General features: G+C 33.6%; 22 protein-coding genes. 18 read left to right on the forward strand and 4 right to left on the reverse strand.

What is annotated here, in order from left to right; genetic code table 11:
* Positions 1-33 precede the first annotated feature (33 nt).
* From recO to LC076_RS07670, 12 genes are all read left to right on the forward strand, one after another.
* The gene (gene recO / locus LC076_RS07615) at positions 34-786 is read left to right on the forward strand and encodes a DNA repair protein RecO (RefSeq protein WP_226667367.1); all 753 of its coding nucleotides are present in this window, start codon (positions 34-36) and stop codon (positions 784-786) included.
* A gap of 416 nt (positions 787-1,202) precedes the next feature.
* Positions 1,203-2,093, forward strand: coding sequence for a glycine--tRNA ligase subunit alpha (gene glyQ, locus LC076_RS07620; RefSeq protein ID WP_226667368.1), 891 nt, complete (start codon positions 1,203-1,205; stop codon positions 2,091-2,093).
* Complete coding sequence (gene glyS / locus LC076_RS07625; RefSeq protein WP_226667369.1) at positions 2,086-4,149, forward strand: glycine--tRNA ligase subunit beta; 2,064 nt, start codon at positions 2,086-2,088, stop codon at positions 4,147-4,149. The genes glyQ and glyS overlap by 8 nt, the downstream gene beginning before the upstream one ends.
* Positions 4,150-4,969: 820 nt before the next feature.
* Positions 4,970-5,599 (forward strand): helix-turn-helix transcriptional regulator, encoded by a 630-nt coding sequence (locus LC076_RS07630; protein ID WP_226667371.1) that lies wholly within the window; start codon positions 4,970-4,972, stop codon positions 5,597-5,599.
* 33 nt (positions 5,600-5,632) lie between these two features.
* A complete protein-coding gene (locus tag LC076_RS07635; RefSeq protein ID WP_226667372.1) occupies positions 5,633-6,451 on the forward strand; it encodes a pyruvate, water dikinase regulatory protein in 819 nt (272 codons plus the stop codon).
* 340 nt (positions 6,452-6,791) lie between these two features.
* A complete protein-coding gene (locus tag LC076_RS07640) occupies positions 6,792-7,265 on the forward strand; it encodes a YaiI/YqxD family protein (RefSeq protein ID WP_226667373.1) in 474 nt (157 codons plus the stop codon).
* A 32-nt stretch (positions 7,266-7,297) separates the two neighbouring features.
* On the forward strand, positions 7,298-9,112 hold the full coding sequence (dnaG, locus tag LC076_RS07645; protein ID WP_226667375.1) for a DNA primase: 1,815 nt from the start codon (positions 7,298-7,300) through the stop codon (positions 9,110-9,112).
* 144 nt (positions 9,113-9,256) lie between these two features.
* Positions 9,257-10,369 carry an RNA polymerase sigma factor RpoD gene (gene rpoD, locus LC076_RS07650; RefSeq protein ID WP_226667376.1) on the forward strand — a complete coding sequence of 371 codons (1,113 nt, stop codon included), beginning with the start codon at positions 9,257-9,259 and terminating at the stop codon, positions 10,367-10,369.
* Positions 10,370-10,544: 175 nt separating this feature from the next.
* Positions 10,545-11,090 (forward strand): hypothetical protein, encoded by a 546-nt coding sequence (locus LC076_RS07655; RefSeq protein WP_226667378.1) that lies wholly within the window; start codon positions 10,545-10,547, stop codon positions 11,088-11,090.
* Between the two features lie 337 nt (positions 11,091-11,427).
* Positions 11,428-11,787, forward strand: coding sequence for a cytochrome c550 (cccA, locus tag LC076_RS07660; RefSeq protein ID WP_226667379.1), 360 nt, complete (start codon positions 11,428-11,430; stop codon positions 11,785-11,787).
* Between the two features lie 380 nt (positions 11,788-12,167).
* On the forward strand, positions 12,168-12,884 hold the full coding sequence (locus LC076_RS07665; RefSeq protein ID WP_226667380.1) for a tRNA (adenine(22)-N(1))-methyltransferase: 717 nt from the start codon (positions 12,168-12,170) through the stop codon (positions 12,882-12,884).
* Positions 12,881-14,002 (forward strand): Nif3-like dinuclear metal center hexameric protein, encoded by a 1,122-nt coding sequence (locus LC076_RS07670; RefSeq protein WP_226667383.1) that lies wholly within the window; start codon positions 12,881-12,883, stop codon positions 14,000-14,002. The genes LC076_RS07665 and LC076_RS07670 overlap by 4 nt, the downstream gene beginning before the upstream one ends.
* A gap of 447 nt (positions 14,003-14,449) precedes the next feature.
* On the opposite strand, the gene LC076_RS07675 is transcribed toward LC076_RS07670, so the two are convergent.
* The gene (locus LC076_RS07675) at positions 14,450-15,394 is read right to left on the reverse strand and encodes a 4-hydroxy-3-methylbut-2-enyl diphosphate reductase (RefSeq protein ID WP_226667384.1); all 945 of its coding nucleotides are present in this window, start codon (positions 15,392-15,394) and stop codon (positions 14,450-14,452) included.
* A gap of 142 nt (positions 15,395-15,536) precedes the next feature.
* The gene (locus tag LC076_RS07680; RefSeq protein WP_226667385.1) at positions 15,537-16,217 is read right to left on the reverse strand and encodes a YqfQ family protein; all 681 of its coding nucleotides are present in this window, start codon (positions 16,215-16,217) and stop codon (positions 15,537-15,539) included.
* Positions 16,218-16,560: 343 nt separating this feature from the next.
* Between LC076_RS07680 and LC076_RS07685 the strand changes: the two genes are divergently transcribed.
* Both LC076_RS07685 and LC076_RS07690 read left to right on the forward strand, forming a co-directional pair.
* On the forward strand, positions 16,561-17,877 hold the full coding sequence (locus tag LC076_RS07685; RefSeq protein ID WP_226667386.1) for a DEAD/DEAH box helicase: 1,317 nt from the start codon (positions 16,561-16,563) through the stop codon (positions 17,875-17,877).
* A 17-nt stretch (positions 17,878-17,894) separates the two neighbouring features.
* Positions 17,895-18,791 carry a deoxyribonuclease IV gene (locus LC076_RS07690; RefSeq protein WP_226667388.1) on the forward strand — a complete coding sequence of 299 codons (897 nt, stop codon included), beginning with the start codon at positions 17,895-17,897 and terminating at the stop codon, positions 18,789-18,791.
* Positions 18,792-19,382: 591 nt separating this feature from the next.
* Here LC076_RS07690 and LC076_RS07695 read toward each other — a convergent pair.
* Positions 19,383-19,637 carry a DUF2624 domain-containing protein gene (locus LC076_RS07695; protein WP_226667389.1) on the reverse strand — a complete coding sequence of 85 codons (255 nt, stop codon included), beginning with the start codon at positions 19,635-19,637 and terminating at the stop codon, positions 19,383-19,385.
* Positions 19,638-19,814: 177 nt separating this feature from the next.
* Here LC076_RS07695 and LC076_RS07700 point away from each other — a divergent pair, with 177 nt between their 5' ends.
* Genes LC076_RS07700 through LC076_RS07710 form a run of 3 tightly spaced genes read left to right on the forward strand, consistent with a single transcriptional unit; the run spans position 19,815 to position 21,834 of the window.
* Complete coding sequence (locus LC076_RS07700; RefSeq protein ID WP_319005492.1) at positions 19,815-20,570, forward strand: metal ABC transporter ATP-binding protein; 756 nt, start codon at positions 19,815-19,817, stop codon at positions 20,568-20,570.
* A 14-nt stretch (positions 20,571-20,584) separates the two neighbouring features.
* Entirely contained in the window at positions 20,585-21,427 is an 843-nt protein-coding gene (locus tag LC076_RS07705; protein ID WP_226667390.1) for a metal ABC transporter permease, read from the forward strand.
* Positions 21,424-21,834, forward strand: coding sequence for a Fur family transcriptional regulator (locus LC076_RS07710; RefSeq protein ID WP_226667391.1), 411 nt, complete (start codon positions 21,424-21,426; stop codon positions 21,832-21,834). Before LC076_RS07705 ends, LC076_RS07710 begins: the two co-directional genes overlap by 4 nt.
* 211 nt (positions 21,835-22,045) lie before the next feature.
* Here the strand turns inward: LC076_RS07710 and LC076_RS07715 are convergent, their stop codons facing one another.
* On the reverse strand, positions 22,046-22,618 hold the full coding sequence (locus LC076_RS07715) for a hypothetical protein (protein ID WP_226667393.1): 573 nt from the start codon (positions 22,616-22,618) through the stop codon (positions 22,046-22,048).
* A 144-nt stretch (positions 22,619-22,762) separates the two neighbouring features.
* On the opposite strand from LC076_RS07715, the gene LC076_RS07720 reads away from it, so the two are divergent.
* Positions 22,763-23,158 (forward strand): DUF4190 domain-containing protein, encoded by a 396-nt coding sequence (locus LC076_RS07720; protein ID WP_226667394.1) that lies wholly within the window; start codon positions 22,763-22,765, stop codon positions 23,156-23,158.
* Positions 23,159-23,226: the final 68 nt, after the last annotated feature.

Below are 23,226 nucleotides of genomic sequence, written 5' to 3' on the forward strand. Positions count from 1 at the left end.
TCTTGCCTGTAACCTTTGGAAGGTGAGGGAAATTTGCTTCAAAAATGTGAAGGAATCGTGATTCGTTCGACTGATTACGGTGAAACAAATAAAATTATCACAATATATACGAGAGAATTAGGAAAAGTTGGGGTTATGGCGAGAGGTGCAAAAAAACCAAATAGTCGCCTAACGTCAATCACCCAACTTTTTACTTATGGAATATTTATGTTCCAAAAATCCAATGGACTTGGTAGCCTTCAACAAGGTGAGATCATTCATTCACTTAGAGGGATAAGAGAAGATATCTTTCTCACTGCATATGCTTCTTACATATCAGAGTTATTAGATAAAAGCACTGAAAACATGGAAAGAAATCCGTTCCTATTTGAGTTATTAAAACAAACTCTTATTTATTTGGATGATGAAGTTGATCCTGATATTTTGATGAATATTTTTGAAATGAAAATGTTATCTGTACTTGGGCTAAATCCTCAATTGGATGGTTGTTGCATTTGTGGTAATAAAGATGGAAGCTTTCATTTTTCTATAAGAGAAGGTGGATTTATTTGTCATCTTTGTTATGATAAAGATCCTTATCGATTGCCAATTTCTCCAATGACAGTCAAATTACTACGCTTATTTTATTATTTTGATTTAAACCGCTTAGGAAATATTTCGGTTAAGCCAGAAACTAAAAAAGAATTAAAAGATGTCATCCAAGCATATTATAACGAATTTTCTGGACTAACAATAAAATCGAAGCGCTTTTTAGATCAACTAGACTTTTTAAAGGGTAAACTATAGGAATTGACAATTAAAATAATTTCGTTTAAGATGCAAATAGAATTAAACATCTAATCTGCGTTGAAGGAAAGAAGTATTTACGATTACCCAATGATAGCGACCTTAGGATAGTGTAAGCTAAGGATTGGCTCGTAAGGAAAGGCATTCCTGAGCAATTTTTTTAAAGTGGCTTATTTATTAAGCAATTAGGGTGGAACCGCGGGTATGCTCTCGTCCCTATGTCAACTAATTTGGCATAGGGACGAGAGCTTTTTGTTGTTTTAAGAAGTGTGAAATTTGCCGTTATTGCTTTCGGGATAAGAATCAGCAGCTAACAATCATAAGACTATCACGAATAACCAGCAAGATGCTTGCGCTTATCTTATCAAGGTAAATTGAGCACTTATGTTTTTAAAAATTATTGGAGGTGTTTTTGAATGAATATTCAAGAAATGATTTTAACATTGCAGAAGCATTGGTCAGATCAAGGTTGTGTACTAATGCAAGCATATGATACAGAAAAAGGTGCAGGAACGATGAGTCCATATACTTTTTTAAAAAGTATTGGACCAGAACCGTGGAAAGTAGCATATGTTGAACCGTCAAGAAGACCTGCAGATGGACGTTATGGAGAAAATCCCAATAGACTTTATCAACATCATCAATTTCAGGTGATTATGAAACCTTCTCCAGATAATATCCAAGAATTATATTTAGATTCATTACGTGCGTTAGGAATTGATCCACTAAAACATGATATCCGATTTGTAGAAGATAACTGGGAAAATCCTTCACTAGGATGTGCAGGATTAGGATGGGAAGTCTGGCTCGATGGAATGGAAATCACTCAATTCACCTATTTCCAACAAGTTGGTGGATTAGAATGTAAACCAGTTTCTGCTGAAATTACATATGGAATTGAAAGACTTGCCTCATATATTCAAGATAAAGAGAATGTCTTTGATTTAGAATGGACAAAAGGCTATACTGTGCGTGATATCTTCTTAATGCCTGAATATGAGCATTCTAAATATACATTTGAAACGTCAGACACTAATATGCTATTTCATTTGTTTTCTACATATGAAAAAGAAGCAATAAGACAAATGGATGAAGGACTTGTCCATCCAGCATATGATTATGTCTTAAAATGTTCACATACATTTAATCTTTTAGATGCAAAAGGGGCAATATCTGTTACCGAAAGAACAGGCTACATTGGACGTGTGAGAAATTTAGCTCGTAAAGTCGCTAAAACGTTTTATGATGAAAGAGAAAAATTAGGATTTCCGATGTTACAGCAGGAAGGAGGAAAAAATAATGAGTAAACAAGACTTATTAATTGAAATCGGATTAGAGGAACTACCTGCTCAATATGTAACACCCTCAATGAATCAATTAGAAGAAAAAATGACAAAATGGCTTGAGGAAAAAAAGCTATCCTACGGGGAAGTAAAATCATTTTCAACACCAAGAAGGTTAGCTATTCAAGTAAAAGGAGTTGCCGAGAAGCAACCTGACATTGAAGAAGAAGCAAAAGGCCCAGCTAAAAAGATTGCATTAGACTCAGAAGGAAATTGGTCTAAAGCAGCAATTGGTTTTACTAAGGGGCAAGGAGCGTCAGTTGAGGATATTTATTTTAAAGAAATAAATGGTGTTGAGTATGCCCATATTCAAAAATTTATTAAAGGTCAAGAATCTAAATTATTATTAACAGAAGTGAAACAGTTAATAATAGGATTAACTTTCCCAAAAAATATGAGATGGGGAAGCAATGATTTACGTTATATAAGACCAATCAAATGGATATTAGCGTTATTTGGAAATGAAGTTATTCCATTCGAAATTGCGGGAACAGAAACGGGAACTTATACATATGGACACCGTTTTCTTGGAAACAAAGTAGAAGTAGCATCATCATCCTTGTATGAAGCTACATTATTAGAACAATTTGTATTAGCAGATCCTGTTAAACGGAAGGAAGCTATTATTTCTCAGCTTTCAGAGCTTGAAACAGAACAAAACTGGATCATTCCTATTGATGAAGAATTACTTGAGGAAGTAAATAATTTAGTTGAATACCCAACTGCTTTATTTGGTAAGTTTGAATCTGATTATCTAACATTGCCAGATGAAGTACTAGTGACAACAATGAAGGAGCATCAACGTTATTTCCCAGTAAGGAAAAAATCTGGTGAATTGCAACCCTTCTTTGTTACAGTGAGAAATGGTGACCACAACCATTTAGAGAATGTAGCTAGAGGAAATGAAAAAGTTTTACGTGCTAGATTATCAGATGCGAACTTTTTTTATAAGGAAGACCAAAAACTCAAGATTGAGGATGCAGTTCAAAAATTAGATAAAATTGTTTTTCATGAAGAGCTAGGCACGTTAGGTGAAAAAGTAAATCGTGTTGTGCAGTTATCAAGAGTTCTTGCTGATCAATTAAACATAAATTCTGAGATTAAAGAAGACATTAAACGTACAGCATCCATTTGTAAATTTGATTTAGTCACACATATGGTTTATGAGTTTCCTGAATTACAAGGGAAAATTGGTGAGAAGTATGCAAAAATTTCAGGAGAAAAAGAATCCGTTGCAACAGCTATAAATGAACATTATATGCCAAGGCATGCTGAGGATTCCGTACCTTTTTCAGAGATTGGTGCAATCGTGGCATTAGCAGATAAGCTTGATACTATTTCAGGATTTTTTGCTATCGGTAAAATACCAACAGGTTCACAAGATCCTTATGCATTAAGAAGACAAGCAAGCGGAATTGTCCAAATTTTACGTTCGAAAAAATATAAACTTGAACTTCCACAATTATTTTCTATGTCACTAGAACTTTTTGGAAACAAAGTATCACTTGATGCTAAGCAAGAACTTCTAGCTTTCTTTAAGCTGAGATTAAAATACTTATTGGCTGAAGATTCAATTCGTCATGATTTGATTGATTCAGTTCTAGAGTCATCTCATCTTGAAGTAACATCATTAACTGAACGTGCGAATTTACTTAAAGATTTATCGAAAGAACAAGATTTTAAGGAAACAATTGAAGCTCTTGCACGCGTGATGAATATTGCTAAAAAAGGTAATAATCAAGAAATAAATGAGCAAATGTTAGAGTCAGGTTATGAGAAAGCATTATATAAAGCGTACAATGATGCATCAGTAAAAATTAAAGGCTACAAAGAAACGGGGCAAGAAAAGGAAATATACCAAGAGTTAGCTAACTTAAAGCCAGTGATCAATGATTATTTTGATCATACAATGGTCATGGCTGAAGATGAAAAGATAAAAGAAAATCGTCTAGCTCAAATGGTTGCCATTTCCAACTTGATTGAATTATTTGCAAAAATGAATGTAATTTTAGTCAAATAATTCAGCTCATTTCTAAATATTGTTGCTAATTGAGTCCTCTATCTGTGAATAGCAATGGTTTATCGCATTATGTCAATCAATTGAAGAAAAGTTTTTAAAAACTTAATTTTTACGAATAACAGACAGCAATTAAGTTGACCGTTTCTGTATATGTGACTGCTGCTAGACGGAGTAGGTTGGTAGAGGGATTGTTAAAAATTAAATCTTTTTATCATTAGCTAATGAATAATAATAACGGGAAAAATCAGACCAAATCGAACAGTGATTTGGTCTGATTTCATTGGTTGTTTTTATTTTAATAATTAATGAAATCATAGTTATAACCGGTCTTTTAAAGAATGTTGCTTTACAATATAGTTAGAAATACTTATTATGGTGAAAAAGATGATTGGTTCTGATTTCTATATTTATCATACTCTGTAAAAATTATTTTCTGTTACAGACAATCGCTTTTTGAAGGAAGATTATTGAATTCTTTCTTCATATTCGAACACAAACTGCTTTTCAAATTCATTGGAAAGTATATAATAATTTTATATAGTATAACCTATTTACCTAACTAGTTCTATTCTATGTCATTTTTAAACCACAACTAGCAAACTAAAATGTTTGGACTATAAAATTCTGAACATGCACTAAGAAAAGTTTATATTTTTCAGGGGATTTATATGTGAACTAAAACGAATGTATTTCATATAGAAGACTTCTTGAATAGAACGTTTCGGAAATAACTAAAAGGTAACTAAATTCTGTTATGCATTGTAAATTTTATTCCATTAACTGAAAATATAAGATTGAATTTTCCTAAAAAAGTAAGGTGGTGAGTAAAATCGAACTTAATAAACGACAAGAGAAAATTGTAGAAATAGTTAAAGGAAGTGGACCGATAACTGGAGAACAGATAGCTGATCAGTTGAATTTAACAAGAGCAACTTTACGTCCAGACTTAGCTATTTTAACTATGACAGGCTACTTAGAAGCAAGACCTCGTGTAGGATATTATTTTACAGGTAAAAAAAATAATCAGCTTCTTACGGACGAATTAAAGAAGTTAAAGGTAAAGGACTACCAATCGATTCCTATCGTTGTAAGTGTAAATGTTTCTGTTTATGATGCGATTTGTACAATGTTTTTAGAGGATGTCGGGACATTATTTGTTGTTGATGATCAATCTATTTTAGTTGGAGTTCTATCACGTAAGGATTTATTGCGTACAAGTATAGGTAAACAAGAATTAACTTCAATTCCTGTTAATATTATTATGACCAGAATGCCTAACATTACAGTTTGTAGACATGATGATTTAATTCTTGATGTTGCTCATGTATTAATTGATAAACAAATTGATGCCTTACCGGTTGTTAAAGATACTGAAAAAGGTTTAGAGGTTATCGGTAGGGTTACAAAAACCAATATGACAAAAATACTTGTTAGCCTTGCAGGTAATTAAAAGCAGCTAGCGTAAGGGAATGGAGAAATTAGAATGAGCTATCGATTGATTTATGTTGTATCTGATTCAGTTGGTGAAACTGCTGAACTAGTTGTAAAAGCAGCTGCAAGCCAATTCAATGGTGCTTCAGCAAATACGAAAATCAAAAGAATTCCATATGTTGAAGATAAAGGAACGATAATAGAAGTGATCTCATTAGCGAAACAAGATCAAGCTATTGTCTGTTTTACCCTTGTTGTTCCGGAACTAAGAGATTGTTTAATGGAAGAAGCAACTAGACAAGGTGTCGTGTTTTATGACATTATTGGTCCTTTAATTGATAAAATGGAAACGTCATATGGCATTTCTGCTAAATATGAGCCAGGACGTGTTAGAAAGCTTGATGATGACTATTTTAAAAAGGTCGAAGCAATTGAGTTTGCTGTTAAGTATGACGATGGACGTGACCCAAGAGGAATTTTAAAGGCTGATATTGTGTTAATTGGAGTATCTAGAACATCAAAAACACCATTGTCTCAATATTTAGCACATAAACGATTTAAAGTTGCAAATGTACCGATCGTCCCAGAAGTAGAACCACCAGAAGAATTATATAAAGTGTCTGCACAAAAATGTATAGGGCTCCGTATTATGCCTGACAAACTCAATCATATTCGTAAAGAGAGATTAAAATCTTTAGGTTTAAATGATGAAGCTTTTTATGCAAATATTGATCGTATAAAAGAAGAACTTAATTATTTTGATAAAGTGGTAAATCGAATTGGCTGCCAAGTGGTAGATGTTTCGAATAAAGCTGTGGAGGAAACAGCGAATATAATAGCTAATTTCATGAATAAGCAAAATGGGAATTAATGTTTAGTTTGTGGGTGACTTATAGGTGGTAACACCTAAATAAGTTACCTTTTTCGTTTTAGACGATTTTTTAGTACTTAAATGTTGTAGAGTTGCTTATACTTAGATTTAGGAGAAAAAAACAATAGAAATTTGCCGAACTTTGTATTATAATAAAAAATTGTGATAAAAAGTTATTTTTTAGGTTTAGAACTTGACATCTAGGAATAAACTATTAATTGTAAACTGTCAAGAAGCTAAAGGAAATATTTTTCGACAAAAAAGGATTTTAGTTCTTTTTCTAGAATATTAACTTACATGAGTATTGTTAAGAAGGATAATCTCGGAGTGATGTAGAATAGTGAACTATGCCGAAAAAAATGTAGGTATATATGTAGATGCTGATGCTTGTCCAGTTAAACAAGAAGTAATGGAACTTGCAAGTAAGTACAATATTGATGTTACTTTTGTTGCATCTTATAATCATACTTCTGATAGAACGTATGGTGGTAAATGGGTGTATGTAGATACTGGTAAAGAAGAAGCTGACTTATACATAGTCAATCATGTGAAGAAAAATGATATCGTAATATCTCAAGATATTGGTTTAGCAGGTTTATTGCTAAGAAAAGGCGTTATTGTTATTACTCCAAGGGGTAAACAATATACAGAGGCAAATATTGAAACAGCCCTGCAATTTCGATACCTATCAGCTATGGAGAGGCGAAGTGGCAAGCACACTAAAGGTCCAAAGAAATTCACAGCTGAGGATAATGTAAATTTTATCACAACAATCGAAAAAATTTTGTCGAAAGATGCAGGAGATCTTAAATAAATCTCGAATATCTTTATTACGGAGTTGTTAGTATGGGAAATAGAATTCCCGAAGAATTAGTTGAAAAAATACAAAGAACTTCTGACATTGTTGATGTGATAAGTGAATATGTTCAACTGAAGAAACAGGGACGTAACTATTTTGGTTTATGTCCATTTCATGGTGAAAAGTCCCCGTCGTTCTCAGTATCAGCTGATAAACAGATATTCCATTGCTTTGGATGTGGGGCAGGTGGAAATGTCTTTTCCTTTTTGATGCAGCATGAAAATTATTCTTTTATTGAAGCTGCTCAACATCTTGCTGATAAGGTGGGTGTTGAATTACCTTCCACAATAACAACGAATGAACAGGAGCGATCTCTTCCTAAAGATTCTGAGAAGATGATAGAAGCTCATGAGCTCTTAAAGAAATTTTACCATCATTTATTGGTAAATACAAAAGAGGGTCAAGAAGCCTTAGATTATTTATTGAATAGAGGTTTTACTCGAGAAACAATTGATACATTTGAAATTGGTTATTCACTTGATTCTTGGGATTATATTTCAAAATTCTTAGTTAAAAGAGGTTTCAGTCCTGCAATGATGGAGGAAGCTGGATTACTAGTGAAGAAAAGTAATTCAGATGACTACTTTGATCGCTTCCGCAATCGAATTATGTTTCCGATCACAGATCATCATGGTATGACAATTGCTTTCTCTGGAAGAGTGCTTGGAGATGAGAAACCAAAGTATCTGAACAGTCCAGAAACAAAAATATTTAATAAAAGCAAGATACTTTATAATTTTCACAGAGCAAGAGTACATATTCGTAAAAATCAACAAGTGGTTCTTTTTGAAGGGTTTGCTGATGTCATCTCTTCTTCTAAATCAGGTGTTGAGAATGCTATTGCTACGATGGGAACATCATTAACAGAAGATCAAGCAAAGGTATTGAGGAGAAACGTATCAGATATTATCATCTGTTATGATTCTGATTCTGCTGGAGTTGAGGCAACCAATCGAGCGGCAAAGATTTTACAAGCCGTTGGATGTCAAATAAAGGTTGCTATGATTCAAGATGGCTTAGACCCTGATGACTACATCAAAAAGTACGGCTCTGAAAAGTTTAAAAATGATGTAATAGGGGCAAGTGTACCTCTAATGACGTTTAAGATGAGTTATTACAGAAGAGGGAAAAACCTTCAAAATGAAGGAGAACGATTCCAATACATTGAGAATGTACTAAATGAGGTTAGCCAATTAAAAAGTGCGGTAGAAAAGGAAATTTATTTGAATCAGCTTTCTAAAGAATTTGAATTATCGATGGAGGTTCTAAAAGAACAGCTCAATCAAAAAAGGACTAATTCAGATTCAGATGTTTCTTCAAATATGAAAAAGGTTCCACAACAGGTGAGACGTAATCCTATCTCAAGAAAAACCCTTTTACCTGCCTTTCACACTGCCGAACGAATATTGATTGGTCATATGCTTCGGAGTAAGGATTTGTCTCAAAAAGTATTAGAGCGGCTTGGACTTCAATTTAATATCGAAGAGCATAAAGCTATTGTTACTTACTTATATGGATTTTATGAAGAAGGTAATGAGGAAAATGTTAGCTCATTTCTATCAAGACTTCCAAATGTAGAGTTACAAGATATCGTATCCAACATTGCGATGATTACGTTAAACACTGAAGTGAGTGAACAAGAACTATCCGATTGCATAAAACAGGTGTTGAATCATCAAAAAATGTTAATGATAAAAGAAAAAGAAGCTGTTAAAAATGAAGCTGAAAGAAATAAACAGTTCAAAGAAGCAGCTCAAATAGCAATGGAAATTATTCAATTAAAACAAGCTTTAAAGTCATAACAGTTAAGCTGAAGATGAAGAGGTAAATATTAATAAGTGTGTTGTTATTGTGTTGTAACACATTCCTAAATATATGCAAATACCGCTAAACAGTAATCCGATGGCTTATCTTATAACTTGGTAAGTTTGGAAGGAGGGGTTCCTATGGCTGATAAACAGACCCATGAAACGGAAGTAACCTTTGAACAGGTGAAAGACCAATTAACAGAAATAGGGAAAAAACGTGGAGTACTAACATACGAAGAAATTGCAGAGCGTATGGCAAACTTCGAAATAGAATCAGACCAAATGGATGAGTATTATGAATTTCTAGGAGAGCAAGGTGTAGAACTTCTAGGTGAAGCTGGTGCTGAGGCAGATCCAAATGTTCAAGAACTAGCGAAAGAAGAAGAATTCGATTTAAATGATTTAAGTGTACCACCAGGAGTTAAAATTAATGACCCTGTTCGTATGTATTTAAAAGAGATAGGTCGAGTAGATCTTTTATCTGCAAACGAAGAAATTAATCTTGCTAAGCGTATTGAAGAAGGCGACGATGAGGCAAAACGCAGACTCGCTGAAGCCAACCTACGACTTGTGGTAAGTATTGCTAAACGATATGTTGGTCGTGGAATGCTTTTCCTTGATTTAATTCAAGAAGGAAATATGGGCTTGATGAAAGCAGTCGAAAAGTTTGATTATCGTAAAGGATATAAATTTAGTACGTATGCAACTTGGTGGATTCGCCAAGCGATTACACGTGCTATTGCTGACCAAGCTCGGACAATTCGTATCCCGGTTCATATGGTTGAGACGATTAATAAATTAATAAGAGTGCAACGTCAATTACTTCAAGATCTTGGGAGAGAACCAACTCCAGAAGAAATTGGAGAGGACATGGAACTAACTCCTGACAAGGTTAGAGAAATCTTAAAAATTGCTCAAGAGCCTGTTTCACTTGAAACACCAATTGGTGAAGAAGATGATTCTCATTTAGGTGATTTCATTGAAGATCAAGACGCAACTTCACCTTCAGAACATGCTGCGTATGAATTGTTAAAAGAGCAGCTTGAAGATGTATTAGATACGTTAACAGATCGAGAAGAAAACGTATTACGTCTTCGTTTTGGTCTAGATGATGGAAGAACTAGAACCTTAGAAGAAGTAGGTAAAGTTTTCGGTGTAACACGTGAACGTATCCGTCAAATTGAGGCAAAGGCACTTAGAAAGTTACGTCACCCTAGCCGTAGTAAACGCCTTAAAGACTTTTTAGAATAGGAAGGCGGACTTTTGTCCGTCTTTCATTTTGTTAACCGATGTATGCCTAACTTAGCAGCTTGTCATAAGTTGTTGAAGCTATCTGAAGATAGAATTGTTGGATCGGAAAATTTTCATTTACAACCCATATATTTTATCTTTAAAATAAGAGTAACAACGGTTAAGGATGACTGCGATGGATAAAGATAAAAAAAATATAATTATCAATGAAATATATCATTGGAAAGATAACAAACTTTTACCTGAAACATATTGTGATTTTTTATTAGCTCTTTATACTGAAGGAAATCAAGAAAATCATGAACAAATTGAAGAAAAGAAAAAAAGAAAAAGTTTATCGCTAATTGATGGAATTTTATATTCCTTTACCATTATTTTAGTGGTAGCAACCCTTCTTTTTACTAATTTTACTGAAATTACCTACTTAATGCAAATCGTTATCTTAACTTCTTTGCTTTTTGGTTCAATACTTGTTACCGCTTACTTTATAAGAAAAAGCAAATCTTTTCAAGTGCCTTTAAGCTTAACTTTTATCCAACTGTTAATTTCTTCAATTTCCTTGTCGGATTATTTTGTAAGTGGAAATGATTTTGTTGTAGGAGTTATCATTATTATTAACTGTCTAATATGGGTGACAGCAGGTTTAATCTTAAGAATGATCTATCTTTCGATTAGTGGTATATTAGGTATCGCTATTTTCATTTTAGCTATTATATTGTAATAATATTAATAAGTAACAGATGTCAATATCAGTTAAAGAAGTTTTCTTATAAATGTCTTATTTTTGTCTAAAGTGTGAAAAACATGGAGATGTTATAAGTTAGGTCTTTTACTTATCGTAAAATTACAGTAAAATAGAGGTTGTTTATAAAAACAAAATGTACTTATGACAATTATCTACTAGTACTATGCAGTAAACCTATTAATCACACAAAGAAAACGCTCTATTAGTATTATCAACTGATATACATTCAGAAAATGGATGATCTAATAGCGACATTAGTTGGCATGAATGTTATCTAATGGAAGATTCACATTTACATAAGGGAGGTTACACGATGAATCGCAATCCACTTATTCCATTTTTATTAATCGCAGTACTAGGAATCGGCCTTATGTTCCTTTTATCATTTAAAGGTCTTGGCGATCATGAAGAATTAGCTAATGGAGAAGAAGAACCAGAAACAGCAGATGTTGCAAATGCATCTCCTGAAGAAATCTATCAACAAAACTGTATCACATGTCATGGTGAAAACTATGAAGGTGGAGCAGGTCCTTCACTTGTTGGTGTTGGTGACCGTTTAAGTGTAGACGAAATAAAAGAAACACTTAAACAAGGTAAAGGAATTATGCCAGCTAATCTAGTTCCAGATGAAAAACTCGATGAGATGGCTGAATGGGTATCACAAATCAAATAAGATAAATTACTTAAAAGTAATATATGCTTAAACATGCTAGACACTAAAACTAATGAATAATATTTAATTTCTCTAAAAAAAGAAGTCCTTTGCATCTGTGAAGGACTTTTTTTATACTTTATTTAGGTACGATCATATATTTTGTAAATTATTTAGAAATCCTATTTAGTTCTATTAAGAATTATAAACATTCACTATTTTGGTGGAATATTGAAAAACTCAAAATCAAAGAGGCTATTTGGAGTATATTGAACGTGCAAATGATAGAAGTTATAATTGATACGCTTCTCTAAAACAGGAATCATACATAGTGGAAAAATCAATAGAGTGCTTTATCATAGCTATCAGATACTCAACAATCTATAGAAAATTGGTGACATATGAATGAAATGAACTTATCTAAAAGACTAGAAGTTGTTGCTTCTTTTATACCTGAAAAATCCGTAATGGCAGATATTGGATCAGATCATGCGTATCTTCCTTGTTTTTCGATTTTACAGGGTAAGGCTAAAGCAGCAATTGCCGGTGAAATTACGGCTGGACCTTATGAATCTGCAAGAAATCAAGTGATAAAAAATGAACTCACAAATGTCATTTCTGTTCGCCTAGGTGATGGTCTTTCAGTTATTGAAGAAGGAGAACAGGTTGACTGTATAACGATTGCTGGTATGGGTGGAGGTTTGATAAAAAAAATATTAGAGGATGGAATGTTAAAACTTACTACTGTTGATCGTTTAATCTTACAGCCTAATATCCATGCTATTCATATTAGAGAATGGCTAGTAAATAACAATTGGGAACTGATTGATGAAGAAATCATTGAGGAAGATAATAAGATTTATGAAGTACTTGTTGCTGAAAAGGGTGATTCAAATAAAAGCTATAAAGATGTATCATTTCAAACTGGTCTTTTGTTAGGTCCAATTTTAATGAAGAAAAAATCGGATGTTTTTAAGAAAAAATGGCTTCAAGAGTGTACCCATTGGAAAGAGATTATTAACCAACTTGAGAATTCAGGCTATACATATAATAATAATGAAAAATACAGAGAGTTATTTGAGAAAATTAAATTGGTGGAGGAGGTTTTGGAATCTTGAAGAAAACGCCAAATGGATTTGAGGTTATACAATTATTTGAACAATTTTCTCCAAAAGCTTATGCAGTTGAGGGAGATAAGATTGGACTTCAGATAGGAACACTTAATAAAAAGATACACCAGGTAATGGTTACATTAGATGTAACAGAATCTGTAATTGATGAAGCGATAGAAAAAAATGTGGACTTAATTATAGCCCATCATCCGCCAATATTTAGAGCAATAAAAAAACTAACCACAGATTCTACATACGGAAAAATAATCGAAAAATGTTTGAAGCATGACATTGCTATTTACGCAGCACATACTAATCTAGATGTAGCAAATGGTGGTGTAAATGATTTATTAGCTAATGCACTTGAGTTATCTCAATTAGATGTTCTTGTACCAACTTATGAAGACAAGCTTAAGAAATTAGTTGTCTTTGTTCCTGTAACACATGAAAAACAGGTGAGAGACGCTTTAGGGCATGCTGGTGCAGGACATATAGGCAACTATAGTCATTGTACTTTTGCCACAGAAGGAGAGGGAAGCTTTTTACCTCTTGAGGGTACTGAGCCATTCATAGGTGAAAAAGGCAAACTAGAATATGTTTCTGAAACTCGAATTGAGACAGTGTTTCCATCATCAATACAAAAGAAGGTAATCCAAGCGATGGAAAAAGCACATCCATACGAAGAAGTGGCTTATGATATCTATGCCATTGAAAATGAGGGGCTAACCTTAGGTCTAGGTAGAATAGGTGTTTTACAAAAGGAATTAACACTCATAGAATTTGCGGAGCATGTAAAGAAATCTCTTGATGTTGAGAAAGTAAGAATGGTTGGAGATCCTAGCTCTAAAGTGAAAAAAGTAGCTGTATTAGGTGGAGATGGTAACAAATATATCCAACAGGCGAAATTTAAGGGAGCAGATGTTTATGTGACAGGGGATTTATATTTCCATGTTGCTCATGATGCAATGATGATAGATTTAAACGTCATTGATCCTGGTCACCATGTGGAAAAGGTAATGATTAAAGGAGTATCAGCTAAATTAACTAAGATGTGTAATGAAAAGAACTTTGATCTAAATATATTTGGTTCTGAAATTGATACAAATCCATTTAAATTTGTTTGATATTTAAGAATATGGTTGATAGTAAGTACATACCAAGCACAATCTAATTAGTTCATTACCATCTATTTTTTTCCAAGATAGAGCGTAAAAAAGGAGGTTGGTACATAATTAAAGATGTCATACAAAAAGACGAATAAATCTAAATTCAGTTATGTTGAAAGAAACAAGTTCGTTCCATTGCGCTGCAGACATTTGCTTTCCGCGGGGAGGAAGCTAAGCCTCCTCGGCGCAAGCGCCTGTGGGGTCTCAGCCTTTCCTCTGCACCCGCAGGAGTCAAATGTCTTCCGCTCCATTCCACTAGTTCTTAAAAATAGTATACAAAACCAAAATATCTATTAATGACGGCAAATAAAAACCCGAACTATTAGGCGAATGTTTAATTGACATATCGCATAATAATTCGGGTTTATCATTAGCTTAAATACTTATGTCCCAGCCTCTTTTAGTTTAATTCTTGATTTTAACTTTAGGTAATATTTTCGATAAAGGAATTTCATGATTTAAGATCCAAGTCGTTTCATCTTCATGGTTATATTGCTCAAGAAACTGGATGACTTTTTTGGTAATTGGTGTAGGAGTAGATGCACCTGCTGTTACAGCAACAGTTTTTACATCTTTTAACCATTCTAGTTTTAATTCACTTAAGTCAGAAATACGATAAGCTGTTGTACCAGCAATTTGTTCTGATACTTGTGCTAAACGATTAGAATTGTTACTCTTCGGATCTCCAACAACGATTGTTAAATCAGCTTCTCCTGCTTGCTCAGCAACAGCTTCTTGACGAACCTGGGTTGCTAAACAAATTTCTCGATGAATTTCAACATGAGGAAACTTTTCCTTTACAAGCTCCATAATGTCAGCTACATCCCATTGGCTCATCGTTGTTTGATTTGTCACAATAATTTTATCATTATTTATGTCTAGTTGTTTTACATCCTCAACCGTTTCAACAAGATGAACGATATGTGGTGCGACTCCAACAGCACCTTCAGGCTCTGGATGATTTTTCTTGCCAATATAAATCACGTGATATCCTTGAGCTTCCTTTTCACGAATAAGATCATGTGTTTTCGTTACATCAGGACATGTTGCATCAAGTGTTACAAGACCTTTAGCTTTTGCGATTTCTCGAACCTCAGGAGAAACCCCATGTGCAGTAAAGACAATTGTCCCTTTATCAACTTGCTCTAATATTTCTAGGCGGTTATTACCATCAAGTGTAATGATGCCATCTTCTTCAAAAGCATCTGTTACATGTTTATTATGAACAATCATTCCTAAAATGTAGATCGGTCTTGGTAAAGTTTTATCTAAAGCGGCGTTTTTGGCAATTACCATTGCATCAACAACACCATAACAATATCCGCGAGGTGCGATTTTAATAACGTTCATTATAATGCCTCCTTAAGAGATCAAATAGAGAGTTTTCTCTATGTTGAATGACTACATGGAAAAAAGCCGTTAAAACGGCTCTTTACTCTCATAATCTCTTAATATTATATCGAACATTGGGGTAGATTACAAAGAGGAATAATTAGATATACATTTTAGGCATGGAGTTTTTAGCTGTAGTAGAACGTTTTTTTGTTAAATTGTCAATTTCTTGTTGATCAGAATCTTCTTTGAGTACTGTATCACTAGTAGTATTTTGTTTTTTCTTGGTCTTTCCTTTTTGTGTTGATGTAGTGTTAGCTACTGATTCTGATTGATCTTGTGATGAAGAATTAACTGCTACCTCATCTTCGGTTGTTGTTTGATCTTCATCATTTGAACTACTATTTAATTCACGGTAAATTTTCATCATAGCCGGCAAATTTTTAACAAGTGGACCATATTGTTGAACCATAGGTGTTACCTGTTGTGCCATTCCTAACATTTTTTGTACATTTCCAAGCATACCGGAAATGTTGGATGGATTCATAAGTCCTTGAAGCGAGCCTGTAGCTCTTGTAGCACTTGATGCTGCATTTGCAGCTCCAGTAAATGCTTGGGGATTAACAGCACCTGTAACACCTTGTGAGCTCCCAGGCATGATACGAGAGAGTATTCCTTTTAATCCTCCACCACCTCTTGTAGCAGCTGCAGCTTGTTGACCAAATTGCTGGCCGCCACCCATAAATGAACCTTGAAATGGTTGTCGACCTAAAGGAAATTGCCCTTGTTGCGGAAGAAATCCTCTAGGATTCATAGGAGGCATTGGTCTTTGTTGAAACATGTAAACCCTCCTTTCAAAGTACATATACCTACCATAGACTATGCATCATAACAAATAATGGTTCTTTCCTTTTTGGTATTTTCTATATCACTGATGATTGAAAATGAAGTGTTTTAATATGTCAAATCACTAATATATTTACTCGTGATGATAGAGTAATTTATTTTCCATGGGGAATCGCATAGTAAAGAACGTTCGATTATATAGAAAAAACATGATGATCTTTTCATTCGCCTAGAAAATTCTGGTTTGAGTTTTTCTTCGTATCAGTTATAATGTAATGATGGATTGATAAGGTACACTTGGAATATGTGTGATTCTTATCTAAAAGGAGATGAAACGGATGGAACAAACAAAATTTGAACGGTTTTCATTAAAACCGTTTATAATAGAGTCATTAAAAAAAGAATTAAAATTCTCAGAACCAACTGAAATTCAGGAAAGAGTTATACCATCAATACTAAATGGTGAAAGTGTGATCGGACAGTCTCAAACAGGTACAGGAAAGACACATGCATATTTGCTACCATTACTTAATAAAATTGATGCAGCAAAAAAAGAAGTACAAGTTGTTATAACAGCTCCGACTAGAGAATTAGCAATACAAATATATAATGAAGTAAATAAAATTATCCCATTCTCAGATGAAGAAGTAACATCTAAATGCTATATCGGTGGTACTGACAAGCAACGTACAATTGATAAATTAAAAACACAACCACAAATTGTTGTTGGAACTCCTGGAAGAATTAAAGATTTAGTTCAAGAAAATGCTCTCATTATTAATAAAGTACGAGCTTTGGTTGTTGATGAAGCTGACTTGATGCTTGATATGGGCTTTATTAAAGAAGTTGATATGGTTGCTGGTCAAATGCCAGAAAACTTACAAATTCTTGTATTTTCTGCGACGATACCTGAAAAATTAAAGCCTTTCTTAAAAAAATATCTGGCGAATCCTAAGTTTACACATGTGGCTCCAAAACAAGCGACAGCTACTAAGATAGAGCATGTTCTAGTACCTACCAGACATCGCGATAAACTCAAATTAGTTCATGATATGCTAGTATCGTTTAATCCGTTTTTAGCGATTGTTTTTACAAACACGAAGAAAAAAGCCGATGAAGTTGCCGATTATTTGATTCAAAAAGGATTAAAGGTAGGGCGTATTCATGGTGATTTATCACCTCGTGACCGAAAAAAAATGATGAAACAGATTAATGACCTAGAATTCCAGTATGTTGTTGCTACAGACTTAGCAGCTCGTGGAATTGACATTAAAGGTGTAAGCCATGTTATAAACTATGAAATCCCAACAACAGAACTAGACTTTTATATCCATCGTGTAGGCAGAACAGCACGAGCTGGAAGTTCTGGTATCGCAGCTACCCTTTTTGAAACCTCTGATGAAGATGCATTAAATAAATTGGAGAAATTAGGAGTTCAATTTATCAATAGAGACCTTGTGGGTGGAGAGTGGAAAAACCTTGAAGACCGCAAACGCCGTCAAAATAGAAAAAGAGTAACTGATGATGCAGACGCTTTAGCAAAAAGTATTGTACAAAAGCCGAAAAAAGTAAAGCCTGGTTATAAAAAGAAAATGGGACGCGAAATGGAACAAATCAAAAAGAGAAAAAGAAGATTAGATAGAAAAGGCAAGTAAAAAAAGGGGGAAGAGTTATGCTTAAAATAGGTTCACATGTTTCTATGAGTGGGAAAAATATGCTATTAGCCTCCAGTGAGGAAGCTGTCTCTTATGGATCTAATACATTTATGATCTACACTGGTGCTCCTCAAAATACGAGAAGAAAAAAAATTGAAGATCTTAACATTGAAGCTGGACAAGCTCATATGAAGGAAAATGGAATTGAGGAAATTGTTGTACATGCGCCATATATAATTAATATTGGTAATTCAACAAATCCTGCTACATTTCAATTAGGTGTTGATTTCCTTCGTTCAGAAATTGAGCGTACACATGCGTTGGGTGCAAGACAGATTGTCTTACATCCTGGAGCACATGTTGGTGCAGGAGCTGACGTAGGGATTAAAAAAATTATTGAAGGCCTAAATGAAGTGCTTGAACAAAATCAAGAGGTACAAATTGCTTTAGAAACAATGGCTGGCAAAGGATCTGAATGTGGTCGCTCTTTTGATGAATTGGCAAAAATTATTGATGGTGTTACACATAACCAGCATCTATCAATATGCTTTGATACATGTCATACACATGATGCAGGTTATGATATTGTTAATCATTTTGATGATGTATTAAAAGAATTTGATTCGATCATTGGGATAGATCGACTGAAAGTACTTCATATTAATGATAGTAAAAATCCAATGGGTTCAAGTAAAGATCGTCATGAAAACATTGGTTTTGGTCATATTGGTTTTGATGCATTAAATACGATCATCCATCACCCATCGTTAATGGATGTTCCAAAAATCCTCGAAACTCCATTTGTTGGCGAAGATAAAAAATCTAAAAAGCCACCATATAAATTTGAAATTAATATGTTTAGAGAGAAAACATTTGATGAAGCTTTGTTAGATAAGATCCTTACACAATCGTAATGAAGATAAACATACAAATATAATTAAAGAATTCATAGAAAAAAACGAATAAATAATCTAAATTCAGTTAAACTGAAAGAAATAAGTTCGTTCCATTGCGCTGCAGACACTCCATTCGCCGGGGAGGAAGCTGAGCCTCTCGGCAAGCCTGCGGGGTCTCAGCCTTTCCTCAATTCCCGTAGGTGCCCGAGTATCTTCCGCTCCATTCCACTAGTTCTTAGAAATAGTATGTAAAATTAAAAAATCTATTGATGAAAGCAAATAAAAACCCGAAATATTAGGCGAATGTTTAATTGACAAATCACCTAATAATTCGGGTTTATCTTTAGCTTTAATACTTATTTCCAAGCCTCTGTTTTAAACAAAAAGCTATTTTCGTAAATTTTGTTGCTTTATCAACTCAAAATAACACCTAAATATCGTAGTTCTAGCGCCTTGTTCTGGGAAAATAACCACTTTCCTAAAGACGATATGGAATGAAGGCCAAAGAACACCTACTATTTTATATTGTCTTAAATTTGTTGGAGATGAACAAGCCGCTTTGAATTTTCTGAAGAAACAGTAAGTAGTTTTGTATTTTTAAGACGAAAGTTAGTTTGTAAACTTTTGAAAAATTTGATTAACTTGTTGAGCTGTTTGTTGAGATGTAATTCGAGCAATTTTTGTCAACAATTGCTTTCTTTCATTTACATTAAAAATATTTATATTTTTCCCATTCATTGCTTTAACGACCTCTGCTGCTTGAGTTCTTTCTATAGAAACATTAAATTGTTTTGCATATTGCATGAGTTCCTCTACAGAAATATTGTTGAGTTTCTGATTTATAATTTTTTGAAATAACACCATTATCAAACCTCCTCTCACACAATGTATGGGCGAACTATTGATAACGTGCCAATTTCATGGTAGATTTTTTTGCTTTACATTATCGAGAGAAGCTAGTATAATTTTCATGTTCTAAAGGAATGTTTTTTTATTTTTATTAAATCGGAACGATTCTTAATTTGTAGGGGATGAAGTTCAATGAACCAACCTGTAATAGAAATCAATAATCTTAATTTCACATATGAACGGACAAAAGTTTTAGAGAACATTAATTTAACTGTAGAACCAGGGAGTTTTTTAGGACTTGTTGGACCAAATGGATCTGGAAAAACAACATTGTTAAAATGTTTACTAGGTCTTTTAAAACCACAACAGGGTGAAATAAAATTATTTGGCCAACAAATTCACAAGTTCAAAAATTGGCATGAAATCGGCTTTGTATCACAAAAAGCAAATAGCTTTAATACAGGATTTCCCGCTTCTGTTTTTGAGGTTGTTTCAAGTGGTTTAACATCCAAACTTGGCTTATTCAAATTAATGAGTAAGAACGATCGTCAAAAAGTACTGGAAGCAATTGAAGCAGTTGGGTTAAAGGAATTTACTAGACGTAATATAGGGGAGCTTTCAGGCGGGCAACAACAAAGAACCTTTATTGCAAGAGCTATTGTGAGTGAGCCGAAGTTGTTAATCTTAGATGAACCAACAGTAGGTGTAGATGCGAAAACAGTGCAAAACTTTTATGAAATGTTAATGAAGCTAAACAGACAATTGGGAATAACTTTAATTTTAGTTACACATGATGTTGGGACAATTACAGATAAAGTGACTCATGTTGCTTGTATCAATAAGCATCTTCATTTTCATGGTAATTCACAAGAATTTGAATCACTTAAAGAAGATGAAATGTCGGAGTTTTATGGACATTCATTACATGTGTTAACACACTCCCACTAATGGAGGATATGAGAATGTTGAGCAGTCTTTTTGAATATGAGTTTTTACAAAATGCGTTTATGTCAGGGCTTTTAATTGGTCTTATTGCACCTCTTTTAGGTGTTTATGTTGTTGTTAGAAGAATGTCATTAATTGCAGATGCCTTAAGTCATGTAACCTTAGCTGGAATTGCAGCAAGTTTACTTTTAGAGAAAAAATTCACAGCATTTGCTGGTTTAAATCCTATTTATCTTGGGATGGGATTTTCAGTAGCGGGTTCTTTACTCGTAGAAAAGTTACGTGCTGTTTATAAGCATTACCAAGAGCTTGCGATTCCGATTATTCTTTCTAGTGGAGTAGGAATAAGTGTTATTTTCATTTCACTTGCGGATGGATTTAATACAGATTTATTTAGTTATTTGTTTGGAAGTATTAGTGCAGTAAGTCGCACAGATTTATATGTAATTATTGGAGTATCTGTTGTTGTTATTGCAATCATTTTCCTTTTATATAAAGAGTTGTTTCTTTTATCTTTTGATGAAGAACATGCCACAGCATCTGGTATTAATGCTAAGTGGATTCATTTTATCTTTATATTACTAGTAGCATTAGTTATTGCAAGCTCAATGCGAATTGTTGGTATCTTGCTTGTTTCATCTTTAATGACTTTACCAGTTGCTGCTAGCATAAGAATTGCAAAGGGCTTTAAACAAACGATCTTCTTTTCTGTACTATTTGGTGAAATATCTGTTATTATTGGTTTATTCCTATCCTATTATTTAGATTTAGCACCAGGTGGTACCATTGTCATATTATCTGTCTTAATCTTAGTATTAGCAATTTTATGGACTAAAATTACAAAGGGGAAAGTTTCATGAATGTTCAAGAAGCTCTCGACTTACTAAAAGAAAAAGGCTATAAATATACAAATAAAAGAGAAGAAATGCTTCAGTTATTTGCTGATTATGATAAATATTTAACAGCAAAAGATGTATTGGAATCATTAAAAGATGATTATCCTGGCTTAAGCTTTGATACGATTTATCGTAATTTATCATTATTTGCTGATTTAGGTATTTTTGAAATGACAGAGTTATCTGGCGAAAAACATTTCAGATTTACTTGTGATTCAAAACATCATCATCATCATTTTATTTGCTTGAAATGTGGGAAAACTAAGGAAATTCCTGGGTGCCCTATGTCGCAATTACAAGCGAATTTATCAGGATACGATATTAGTGGTCATAAGTTTGAGGTATATGGTAAATGCCCTCAATGCCATTGAAACAAAGATTGAGTTTTAGTTATAGTTAATTTATCAGGCCAGTTTAGTGAATGGTAGGTAAAAGGCTCTGACAATTTTGTCAGAGCCTTTGTTGAATGTCATAAAATTAAAAAATCTAAGAAATGTGTATTCCTCATAAGTGCTATCTGTTAAAAACACCCCTATTATTTTTAAAAATAGGAGGTGCCTCCTTGAACGTCTTCACATCGCCTTATAAAATTTTAACATCATACCATTGGTTTACCCAGTTTTTCGCTTCTAACCAGTTATCAACTCGAACTACACCTTTAGGAATTGAATCTTGGTTGTAAGGAGTATTAAATAAGATAACAGGAATATTATGTTCCTCACTGATCATACATGCATTGTCATGCTTGTCTTCAAAGAAAATAGAAATATTGTTCTTTTTAACTGCTTCAAGCTTATTATGAGTACCGATTAATTCAATATGATGATAATAAAGATCGTTTTCTTTAAACCAATTATAGGTTATATCCTCTAAATGTTTTCTTCTTGCACTGATAAATAATAATTGATGTTGATTTTTCCATTCATCTAATACTTTTTTAGCATGATTGGCAATAGGGGCTTCTTTATAGATGATAGGTTCAAATTCATCCATCCAATTCCAAAAATCCGCTTCAGTAATATTTAATACCTTTGTTAAATCATATTGGTTTAAATCATTATATGTTAAAGATTTATTAAATGATTTATTTAAATACGGTACAAAGGTCTGTGGATCTGTTATCGTTCCATCAATGTCTATTCCAAGTCGCAACATAAAAAAGTCTCTCCTTTAACTAAATCCTAGTACATAGTGTACCATAATGGCTTTTCAAAGAAACAGAAAAGTTTTACAGTTATAGTTCCTTCTAAAATGCTCATAATAATAATGCTCCTTTACACAAGAAAGGAAGGGATCTTAATGGCAAACGAAAACAAGTTCAATGAACAAGAACGAGATCGTTTTGATAATCCTAATTATAAGGGAATTACGCCACTAGATCGTGAAATTGAAAGTAATTATGAAACAGAATCAGCAGCTGAAATCGCAGCTCCAATTAATATGAGAAACGAATACGCGAGAGCTGATGCAGATGTAGATGGTGGAGAAATGGCTGGAGAAGGAAGAGGGATGGGCTTTTTTGCACTAGCTTTATCCATTATTTCCTTATTTATTTTACCTGTTATCATGGGAGCAGCAGGTATTATTGTCGGGTTCATTGCAAGGAGAAGAGGAGCAACTGGTACTGGTGCTTGGGCAATAGGTATTGGTGCAGTTTCCATAATCCTTGGAATCTTTATCACTCCATTTTTTTAAAGGTAGTGATTAATTATCGGGGGATTGACCATATAGTGGTCAATTCCTCGTTTTAGGTATGAATAAGG

Origin of the sequence: Metabacillus litoralis (assembly GCF_020524045.1) — a bacterium.
Taxonomy (GTDB): domain Bacteria; phylum Bacillota; class Bacilli; order Bacillales; family Bacillaceae; genus Metabacillus; species Metabacillus litoralis_C.

Bases quoted from the DNA above. Each gene is read 5' to 3' on its own strand.
- cccA (WP_226667379.1), top strand. From the start codon at position 11,428: ATGAATCGCAATCCACTTATTCCATTTTTATTAATCGCAGTACTAGGA.
- LC076_RS07635 (WP_226667372.1), top strand. From the start codon at position 5,633: ATGAGCTATCGATTGATTTATGTTGTATCTGATTCAGTTGGTGAAACT.
- dnaG (WP_226667375.1), top strand. From the start codon at position 7,298: ATGGGAAATAGAATTCCCGAAGAATTAGTTGAAAAAATACAAAGAACT.
- LC076_RS07720 (WP_226667394.1), top strand. From the start codon at position 22,763: ATGGCAAACGAAAACAAGTTCAATGAACAAGAACGAGATCGTTTTGAT.
- rpoD (WP_226667376.1), top strand. From the start codon at position 9,257: ATGGCTGATAAACAGACCCATGAAACGGAAGTAACCTTTGAACAGGTG.
- LC076_RS07690 (WP_226667388.1), top strand. From the start codon at position 17,895: ATGCTTAAAATAGGTTCACATGTTTCTATGAGTGGGAAAAATATGCTA.
- LC076_RS07695 (WP_226667389.1), bottom strand. From the start codon at position 19,637: ATGGTGTTATTTCAAAAAATTATAAATCAGAAACTCAACAATATTTCT.
- LC076_RS07685 (WP_226667386.1), top strand. From the start codon at position 16,561: ATGGAACAAACAAAATTTGAACGGTTTTCATTAAAACCGTTTATAATA.
- LC076_RS07705 (WP_226667390.1), top strand. From the start codon at position 20,585: ATGTTGAGCAGTCTTTTTGAATATGAGTTTTTACAAAATGCGTTTATG.
- glyS (WP_226667369.1), top strand. From the start codon at position 2,086: ATGAGTAAACAAGACTTATTAATTGAAATCGGATTAGAGGAACTACCT.
- glyQ (WP_226667368.1), top strand. From the start codon at position 1,203: ATGAATATTCAAGAAATGATTTTAACATTGCAGAAGCATTGGTCAGAT.
- LC076_RS07700 (WP_319005492.1), top strand. From the start codon at position 19,815: ATGAACCAACCTGTAATAGAAATCAATAATCTTAATTTCACATATGAA.
- LC076_RS07715 (WP_226667393.1), bottom strand. From the start codon at position 22,618: ATGTTGCGACTTGGAATAGACATTGATGGAACGATAACAGATCCACAG.
- LC076_RS07665 (WP_226667380.1), top strand. From the start codon at position 12,168: ATGAATGAAATGAACTTATCTAAAAGACTAGAAGTTGTTGCTTCTTTT.
- LC076_RS07675 (WP_226667384.1), bottom strand. From the start codon at position 15,394: ATGAACGTTATTAAAATCGCACCTCGCGGATATTGTTATGGTGTTGTT.
- LC076_RS07710 (WP_226667391.1), top strand. From the start codon at position 21,424: ATGAATGTTCAAGAAGCTCTCGACTTACTAAAAGAAAAAGGCTATAAA.
- LC076_RS07655 (WP_226667378.1), top strand. From the start codon at position 10,545: ATGGATAAAGATAAAAAAAATATAATTATCAATGAAATATATCATTGG.
- LC076_RS07680 (WP_226667385.1), bottom strand. From the start codon at position 16,217: ATGTTTCAACAAAGACCAATGCCTCCTATGAATCCTAGAGGATTTCTT.